This is a genomic window from Roseisolibacter sp. H3M3-2 (assembly GCF_029211165.1).
Taxonomy (GTDB): Bacteria; Gemmatimonadota; Gemmatimonadetes; order Gemmatimonadales; family Gemmatimonadaceae; genus Roseisolibacter.
Genome location: NZ_JARGEK010000219.1, coordinates 1 through 8,144, shown reverse-complemented (window position 1 = coordinate 8,144; position 8,144 = coordinate 1). Strand labels below are relative to the sequence as shown.

At 77.0% G+C, this 8,144-nt stretch carries 8 protein-coding genes; 5 read left to right on the top strand and 3 right to left on the bottom strand.

Going from position 1 to position 8,144, the window contains the following annotated elements; translation table 11 throughout:
* Nucleotides 1-1,626 (bottom strand): DEAD/DEAH box helicase (locus PYV61_RS16560; RefSeq protein WP_275833592.1); only part of this gene is annotated, 1,626 nt, incomplete at its 3' end.
* A gap of 273 nt (nt 1,627-1,899) precedes the next feature.
* On the opposite strand from PYV61_RS16560, the gene PYV61_RS16555 reads away from it, so the two are divergent.
* The 3 genes from PYV61_RS16555 (at nt 1,900) to PYV61_RS16545 (ending at nt 3,895) form a co-directional block, all read left to right on the top strand.
* Complete coding sequence (locus PYV61_RS16555) at nt 1,900-2,505, top strand: hypothetical protein (protein WP_275833590.1); 606 nt, start codon at nt 1,900-1,902, stop codon at nt 2,503-2,505.
* Nucleotides 2,506-2,520: 15 nt separating this feature from the next.
* Nucleotides 2,521-2,799, top strand: a complete 279-nt coding sequence (locus tag PYV61_RS16550) for an Lrp/AsnC ligand binding domain-containing protein (RefSeq protein ID WP_275833588.1) — start codon at nt 2,521-2,523, stop codon at nt 2,797-2,799.
* 88 nt (nt 2,800-2,887) lie between these two features.
* Nucleotides 2,888-3,895, top strand: a complete 1,008-nt coding sequence (locus tag PYV61_RS16545; protein WP_275833586.1) for a hypothetical protein — start codon at nt 2,888-2,890, stop codon at nt 3,893-3,895.
* Here the strand turns inward: PYV61_RS16545 and PYV61_RS16540 are convergent.
* On the bottom strand, nt 3,859-4,287 hold the full coding sequence (locus PYV61_RS16540; RefSeq protein ID WP_275833584.1) for a four helix bundle protein: 429 nt from the start codon (nt 4,285-4,287) through the stop codon (nt 3,859-3,861). The genes PYV61_RS16545 and PYV61_RS16540 overlap by 37 nt on opposite strands.
* On the opposite strand from PYV61_RS16540, the gene PYV61_RS16535 reads away from it, so the two are divergent.
* Together PYV61_RS16535 and PYV61_RS16530 are read left to right on the top strand one after the other, a co-directional pair.
* The gene (locus tag PYV61_RS16535; RefSeq protein ID WP_275833582.1) at nt 4,286-6,367 is read left to right on the top strand and encodes a hypothetical protein; all 2,082 of its coding nucleotides are present in this window, start codon (nt 4,286-4,288) and stop codon (nt 6,365-6,367) included. The two genes, PYV61_RS16540 and PYV61_RS16535, sit on opposite strands and share 2 nt — an antisense overlap.
* Nucleotides 6,367-7,239 (top strand): hypothetical protein, encoded by an 873-nt coding sequence (locus tag PYV61_RS16530; protein WP_275833580.1) that lies wholly within the window; start codon nt 6,367-6,369, stop codon nt 7,237-7,239. The genes PYV61_RS16535 and PYV61_RS16530 overlap by 1 nt, the downstream gene beginning before the upstream one ends.
* Here the strand turns inward: PYV61_RS16530 and PYV61_RS16525 are convergent.
* A partial coding sequence (locus tag PYV61_RS16525) for an LptF/LptG family permease (RefSeq protein ID WP_275833578.1) occupies nt 7,236-8,144 on the bottom strand: 909 nt, incomplete at its 5' end. The genes PYV61_RS16530 and PYV61_RS16525 overlap by 4 nt on opposite strands.

The window sequence follows — 8,144 nt, the reverse complement described above, 5'->3', positions numbered from 1 at the left end:
CCCGCGGCGCTCGCCGCGCTCCGGCCGGTCGCCGCGCGGCGGGCGGTCGCCGCCGCCGCCACGCGTCTCGCGCTCCGCGCGCACCTGCACCTTGCGCCCGCGGATCATGATCCCGCTCACCTTCTCGATCACTCGCGCCGCGTCGGCGCCCGCGACCTCCACGAGCGAGAACGACTCGCGCAGCTCGATCTTGCCGATGCGGTCGGAGGTGATCCCGGCCTCGTTGCTGATGGCGCCGACGAGGTCGCCCGGGCGCGCGCCGTCGCGCGTGCCGATCGTGATGAAGAGGCGCGTCATCGCCGCCGGCGGCGCGGCCGCGGGCTGCGCGGCGGCGGCCGGCGCCGAGGGCGCCTGCGTCTGGCGGCGGGCGCGCTCGCGCTCCAGCAGCCGCACCGCGATGGCCGCGGCCTCGACGCCGTCGTGCGTCTCCAGCAGCTCCTCCAGCACGCGCAGCTCGCGCGCCGGGAGCCCGCGCGACAGCTCGGCGAGCAGCGCCGCGCGCAGCAGCGAGTCGCGCGCGTCCTCGCGGCGGGCGACGTCCTTGAGCGCCAGCGGGCGCGGCGCGCCGGCGCCCAGCTCGCGCAGCGCCGGCAGCTGCCGCGGCTGCGGGAGCGCCACCACCTGCACCGGGCGCGCCGCCGACAGCCGCCCGCGCAGGTCGCGCGCGACGGGGAGGTCGTACAGCACCACGAGCGCCTCCTGCGACGCGAACGGCGTCGCGTCGTCGACGCGCGCGATGCGCACCCGCGCGGCCGGCGCCGAGGCCTCGAGGCCCAGCGCGCGCTGCGCCTCGTCGACGTCGTCGGCCGGCGCGGCCGCCGCGCCGGCGTCGTCCAGCGCGTAGCCGAGCACGCGGACCGCGCGCCGCACCTCGGCCTCCGACGACGGCGAGGCGACGACGATCGTCGCGGTCGGCGGGTCGAGCTCGTCGAGCACCCGGCGCAGCGTCGACGGGCGGGCCGACGTCGCGGTCGGGACGTACGACACGGCGAGCGGCGCGCCGGAGGCGGCCTGCGGGGCCACGCGGCGCGGTCGGCGCAGCGCGCGCTCGATCAGCGCCTCGACGTCGTCGGTGACCTGCGTCGCGACCAGCGTGCGCTCGGCCTCCTTCGACACCTCGCCGAGCACGAGGTCGAGGTCCTCGGCGTTCGGGAGGTCGAGGATCTCGTCGGCCCACGCCAGCACGAGGAAGCGCACGGCGTCGAGCTTGAGCGCCGAGGCGCGCAGCAGCCCGGCGAGGGCGGCGGGGTCGGCGGCGGCGGCGGGGGCGGGGCGGGCGCGCAGCTGGCGCCCGGCGCGCTCGACGCGCGTCACGGCGAGGATCGGGGTGCCGGCCGCGGCGCCGCGCAGGTGGAGGGCGGCGTCGGCGACCGCGAGCGCGGTGTCGGCGTCGGGGGTGACGACCAGCAGCTGGACGTCGGCGGCGGCGGGGTCGAGGCGCTCGAGCGCGGGGCCGAGGAACTGGGGGATCGTCCCCCAGTCGTGCGGGAGGGTGTGGACGACGTGCTGGCTGCGCGTCGCGCCGGCCGTCGTCGGGGTCTCGGGCGTCTCGCCCGTCGCGGCGCCGCCCGTCGGGGCGCCCTGCGCGCCGGCCTCGGGGCCGGTCGTCGGATGATCCTGGTCCACGTCGCTCTCCGCCGGCCCGGCCGGCACCCAATGAAGCCCGGTCCCCCGGCGCGCTCGCCGGCGGGCGCCCGGGCGCCCCGTCGTTTCGTGATGGCAAACAATCCCGCGGGCGCCAGGCCGGCCGCTGCCAGCCGCGTGCCGCGGGAGACGGGGAATCATAGCGGGGCCGGCCGGACGGCGCCCCTCCCCGGGAGTCCCCTGTCAGGGAATCCCCTATAACGCCGGTGGCCACTCGGACGAACATTGGCGGCGACCCGAATCCGGAGCGCCGAGGTGCCCGATTCCGACTTCCTGCCGCCGGCCCCGCAGCCGCCCGCCGAGGCGGCGAGCGTCGCCGCCGGCGCGCGGAACCGCCGGCGGTGGACGTCGGTGGCGCTCGCGGTCGAGCCCCCGGGCGACGGCCCCCCGCCGCCGGTGCGCTACGAGTGGGACGCCGACACCGAGATCCCGGCGGCCAGCGTGGCCGACCGGCGCGGCGGCGGGGCCGCGGCCGCGTCGCTGGAGCTGGAGGGGCGCGACGGGTCGTGGGTGACGCTGGAGGTGCGCGCCGGGCGCCTGTGCGGGCTGGAGGTCGCGGTGTGGCCGCCGGTGCGGCTGCGCACCGCGCTCGCGCCGCCCGGGGCCTCCGAGCGCGGCCACGTCAGCATGCCGGCGCTCGGCGCGCTCGGGGCGCTGGGCGGGACCACGGACGTCGAGGTCGACACGCTGCTCCACGTCGAGTCCGACCGGCGGCAGCGCACCTACCACTTCCGCGTCGGCCGGCCGCGGCCGACGCGCGCGGTGCAGGTGGGGCGTGATATCTTGGTCGACGTCGACGAGGCGGGCGAGCTGGCCGGCCTCTGGCTGCTGAACGTCCCGCCGCAGCCGGTCCCGCACTGACCGCACCGCCGCCCCGTGATCACCACCATCGTCCTCATCAAGGCCGACCCGAAGGCGATCACCGCCGCGGCCACGCGCATCGCCGGCGTCGACGGGGTGCACGAGGTCTACTCGGTGTCCGGCGAGTGGGACCTGGTGGCGATCGTGCGCGTGCCCGAGTACGAGCAGATCGCGGTCGTCGTGACCGAGCAGATCGCCGGCGTGCCGGGGATCGCGCGCACGCAGACGCTGACCGCGTTCCGGTCGTACTCCAAGCAGGACCTCGAGCAGGCCTGGGACATCGGCGTCGAGTGACGGCGCGTCGCCCGGCCGTCGTGCGGGCGCGGCTCCGGCGGGCGCGGCTTCGGCTTGTCTTCGCGTCGGCGGCGGGGTACGATCCGGCATGAGCCTCCCGCACCCCGCCACGCCCGCGCGCGACTTCCGCGGCGTGCAGCGGCGGCTGGGCGGCGCGCTGCGCGACGGGCTGTCGGCGGACGGCGGCGCGCCGCTGGAGCTGCGGCAGTCGCTCCCCGCCGACCCGCCGCGCCTCGCGCAGGCGGCGCTGCTGGAGGGGCACGCGATGCGCGCCGTGCGCGTCGAGGGCGAGCCGGCGTCGGGCTTCGCGGCGTTCGTCGACGGCGTGCAGCGCACGCGCGTCCTCGGCCACGACCAGGGGCTGCCGGTGGTCCACGGGACGGTCGCCGCGGTGGTGCGCGTGCGGCACAACCGCCGCTTCTCGACCTGGACGCGCGGCTTCGTGGTCGACGCGCGCGTCTACGCGCCGTGCGCCTGGCTCGCCCCCGAGACGTGCGCCGCGCTGCGCGACGCCGACCCGCGCCTCGTCGACACCACGCGCCCCGACGCCGCGGGCGAGCTCCCCGCCCCCCACCCGCTGGCGCTCCTCGACCGCGCGCTGTCGATGGTGAAGGAGGACCGCGAGGTGGTCGAGAAGCACGTCGCCGAGACGTGGTGCCGGGTGGAGGGGGAGCCGCTGTTCGTCGACGGCGGCATCCAGGAGAGCGAGCTGGTGGCGACCGCGCCGTGCGTCGCCGGCGTGGTGAAGAGCCACCGCACGCTGTACGCGGAAGGGGAGGGGCTGCGCACGGTGCTGGGCCTCCGCCGCGCGCAGCGCTCGACGGTGTTCCGCGTCCAGGGCTCGCGCCGCACGCCGGTGGCGAGCTGGTACCTCCGCCTGCGCGACCCGGCGGGACACGACCCGATGTGGGGGCTGGTGCGCGTCGAGGCGGCGCTGCTGGACGGCGAGTCGCGCGAGGCGCTGACGGCGCGCGCCGACCGGCTGTCGCGGTGGATCCTGGCGGAGGTGAGTCCGGTGGCGCTGCCGGACGCGCGGTGGGATCGGATGGCGTACGGGATCTACGACTGCGAGCGGTTTCTGCGGGCGGTATGCTGAGGGGGAGCGTCGAGCGTCGAGCGTCGAGCGAGACCGTCGCGCAGCGTGCGTCGCATCGCGCGGAGCATGCGACTCACCTCGTCGCTCGCGGCACGCGCCGTCGCCGCGTCGCCCGGGTCCAGGTACCCGACGTCGATCGCGATGCTGAGGTGGCATTCCAGCTCCATCAGCGACGCGTGCGCGATGCTGAGGTGCCGGACGAACGTTCGCCCGTAGGCGGAGGCGTGTCCCTCGGCGATGTTCGCCGGCACTGAGACCGCCGCCCGCCGCATCTGGCTCGCGAGCGCGAACCGCTCCTCGACGGGGAGCCGCCGCGCCAGCTCGTAGACCTCACGCGTCAGCGTCATCGCGCGCTGCCACACCACCAGATCCTGGAAGTCCCGCGTCCGCATGTCCTCTCCGTATCGCGACGACCCGCACGCTAGCAACGGCCCGTCCGGCGCGTCGCGCCGCGACGGGGCGCCGCATGCCGACGAGGCGCTCGACGCTCGACGCTCGACGCTCGACGCTCACGGGACGACCCCCCTCGGCCGCATCGTCGCCACCGAACGCCGCCCCAACACCGCGTTCGAGTTCCACTTCTGGACCGCCCTCGACGCCCCCGTCGGCGTCGGCACCATCGTCCGCGTCCAGGGCTCCACCCCGATCGACGGCGCGCTGCCGCAGGTCTACGGCGTCGTCACCGAGGGGTTCGCCTACACCGACCTCCAGACGCCGCTGCACGACGTGCTCGGCTTCGACGGGTCGCCGGCGGGGGCGAGCTGGCACGCGACCGAGCGCGCCGAGATCCGGCTGTACACGGCGGCCGTGCTGCGCCAGCTCCCCGAGGAGCCGCTGCAGCCGGTGCCGATGGGCGAGGTGTTCCTGGCCGACGACGCCGACGTCGCCGTCGCGCTGCGCATGGACGGCTACCTGCAGGAGGGCTCGCGCACCGCGATCCCCGTCGGCGTCTACCGCGCCGGGCCGATGGAGTCGCCCGTGTACCTCGACGCCGACTTCCTGGTCGGGCCCGAGGCGGCGCACCTGAACATCAGCGGCGTGTCGGGGCTCGCGACGAAGACCAGCGCCGTCGAGTGGCTGCTCGCGTCGCTGTTCGCGCACTTCCCGGAGAGCCGCGGCTCGGTGGCCGCGGTGTGCTTCAACGTGAAGGGGCCCGACCTCCTCTTCCTCGACCAGCCCGGGACGCTCGACGCGCAGGACGAGGCGCTGTACGCGCGGCTCGGCGTGCCCGCGCGCCCGTTCGAGAAGGTGCGCTACTTCGCGCCCTACACCGCGAAGGGGTTCTCGCTCGCCACGCTGCGCTCGCACGACGACCTGCAGGAGAACGTGCGCCCGCTGACGTGGGGGCTGAACGAGGTGCTGCAGTACGCCGAGGTGCTGCTCAACAAGGACGACGTCGACGCGAAGGCCGACGCGCTGATCGACTTCATCACCGAGCGCGTGGTGAACAAGGCGTTCACCGACCCGCTGCTCCGCAAGACGTACACGGTCACGACGTTCGCCGAGCTGGAGGAGTGGTTCAAGGACCTGCTGATCGCCATCGAGGGGCGCGGGGCGGGGGACACCTGGCGCACGCACCACGTGGCGACCATCCGCAAGGTGCGCAACCGGCTCGTCAACATCGCGCTGCGCTGCCAGGGGCTCGTCACCGACGGCGGGGCCGTCAGCGACCTCCCCTGGGGCACCTTCGAGGACCGGACGGTGTACGTGGTGGACGTCGCCAACCTCGAGGAGGACGCGCAGGACCTGATCTTCGCCCGCGTGGTCAGCAAGCTGCGCGAGCACCTCGAGCGCCGCGACCTCGGCGTCCGGCACGTCGTCGTGTTCGTGGACGAGCTGAACAAGTACGCGCCCGGCGACGGGCAGGAGACGTACGTCCGCAAGATGCTGCTCGACATCTCGGAGCGCGGCCGCTACCTGGGGCTCGTGCTCTTCGGCGCCCAGCAGTTCCGCAGCCAGGTGCACCGCCGCGTCGTCGGCAACGCGGGGACCGCCCTCTACGGGCGCATGGACGCCGACGAGCTGGCGACGCCGGGGTACGCGGTGCTCAGCCCGGCCGTGAAGACGAAGCTCGCGACGCTCGCCAAGGGACAGCTCATGGTCCGCCACCCGCACTTCACCCAGCCCGTGTTCGTCCGCTTCCCGCGCCCCGCGGTGCTCACCGGGCGCGCGGGGGTCGAGCGGTTCCCCCAGGCGGCGGAGCCGACGGTCGAGGCGGCGGTGACGCGCTCGCTGCGCACGCTCGACCGCGGCGTCACGCTGGCGTGGGTGCAGGAGGTGACCGCGCTGCACGAGCCGCGCGAGGTGCTGGCCGCGCGCGACCGCACGCTGATGGCGCGCCCCGACGACGTGCGCGCATTCTTCAGGGCGCAGTTCCGCGGGCGCGTCCCCACGCGCGCCGCCGCGCCGTCGGCCGCCCCGCCAGCCGCCCCGCTGCGGGTGGTGCCGGCCGACGACCCGTACGGCTTCTGATGCGCCGTCGCCCCGCCCGCGACCTGCTCGCCGCGCTCGCCGCCCTCGCGGTCGGCGCCGAGGGCGCGGCGGCGCAGGCCGTCGCGGCCCCGGGCGGGGCGACGGTGTCGTTGCGGCTCCGCCCGCGCGCCGGCGACACGCTCCACCTGCGCTTCGAGCAGACCGTCGCCGGCGCCGCCGCGGCGGCGCGCGCGGGGGCGGCGGCCAAGCCGGTGCCGCGCCTCCTCAGCTCGATGCTCGTGCTCTCACGCTCGGTCGTCGAGCGCAGCGACGCCGCCGGCAGCGTCGTGGTCTCGCACACCGACTCGGTCGAGCTGCGCATGCCCGGCGCGCCCGCCGAGGCGCTGGCGCGCGCGCGCAAGGGGATGCAGGGGAAGGCGACGCGCATGCAGGTCGCCCCCGACGGCGCGATGCGCTGGCTCTCCCAGCGCGGGCGCGGCGCCGACACCGCGGCGGCCGGTACCGCGCTCGGCCTCCCGGGGGCGCTGCCGGCGATGCCGGTGGCCACGGGCGCGACCTGGGTGCGCACGATGCCGCTGCCGTGGACCGACGGCGCCGCGGCGCGCGCCGACGGCGAAGCGCCGCGCCACGAGATCACCTTCCGCCTCGACTCGCTGGCGCGCGCCGGGGGCGTGGCGTTCGTGTCGATGCGCGGCCGCCTGCTGGCCGCCGACGGCGCGGCCGTGCGCGTGGGCGGCGCCCGCGGCGGCGGCGGGTCGGCCGACGGGCGCCTGCGCCTCGACCTCGCGCGCGGGTGGATCACCGACTCGCGCGTCGACTTCGCGCTCGACCTCGTCCCGCCGTCGGCGCCCGAGGGGGGCAAGGCCCCCCCGATGCGCGTGGTCGTGTCGCAGAAGCTCGTCGCGCGCTAGGCGTCGGCGGGCAGCAGGCGCGCGGGGCGCCGCCACAGGGCCAGCGCCGCGGCGGCGAGGACGACGGCGTTCGCGCCCCACATCCCCACCGCGGGCGTGACGACCAGCCGGTCGGCGAGCCCCTCGCCGGTCACCATCAGCAGGTAGTACGCGACCGTCACGGCCACGCTCGCGCCGACCACGAGCGCGGTCCCGCCGCGGGGCGCGCGCCGCGCGATCGCGAGGCCGGCCAGCGCCAGCACCACGCAGGCACCGGGGAGGGCCAGCTTCTTCTGGACCTCCACCTCGTAGCCCGCGGCGTCCTCCGGCGCCGCGCGCGCCGCCGCGCGCAGCTCGGCGATCGTCATCGCGCGGTCGTTCGGCGCCGCGTCGTCGGGCGACAGCATCGCGGCCAGCCGCGCGTTGGCGTGCGGCACGGCGACGGCGGTGACCCCGAGCTCCAGCGCCGCGATCCCGACGGCGGCCGCGAGCAGCGGCGCCAGCAGGCCGCGCGCGCCGTCGCCGGCGCGCGGCGTGGCGTACAGCACCGCGACCAGGACGGCGATCGGGATCGTCATCGCCGCCGTGAACGGCACCGCGAGCAGCATCGCCTCGACGATCGTGCCGGGCGACGCGCCGTCGGCCGCGAGCCCGGGGACCTGGCGCCACGCGAACAGCCCGACCATCGCCGCGGTGAACGTCGCGCAGGCGACGGCGAACGCGCCGGCGTGGCGGCGCAGGAGCGCGCGGGTGGTGGCGGGCGGCATCGTCGCTCCTGGGGGTCGGGTGGCGGGGACGGCGTCGGGACGCGCGCGCACGCGCTCGTACGCGCCGCGCCGCAGCAGGTCGCCCAGCCCCGCGGCGCCCGCGGCGGCGCCGCGCGCGGCCCCGCGCGACCGGGCGCGCGCGACCTCGTGGGCGAACAG

Bases quoted from the DNA above. Each gene is read 5' to 3' on its own strand.
- PYV61_RS16545 (WP_275833586.1), top strand. From the start codon at position 2,888: ATGAGCCTCCCGCACCCCGCCACGCCCGCGCGCGACTTCCGCGGCGTG.
- PYV61_RS16535 (WP_275833582.1), top strand. From the start codon at position 4,286: ATGTCCTCTCCGTATCGCGACGACCCGCACGCTAGCAACGGCCCGTCC.
- PYV61_RS16540 (WP_275833584.1), bottom strand. From the start codon at position 4,287: ATGCGGACGCGGGACTTCCAGGATCTGGTGGTGTGGCAGCGCGCGATG.
- PYV61_RS16530 (WP_275833580.1), top strand. From the start codon at position 6,367: ATGCGCCGTCGCCCCGCCCGCGACCTGCTCGCCGCGCTCGCCGCCCTC.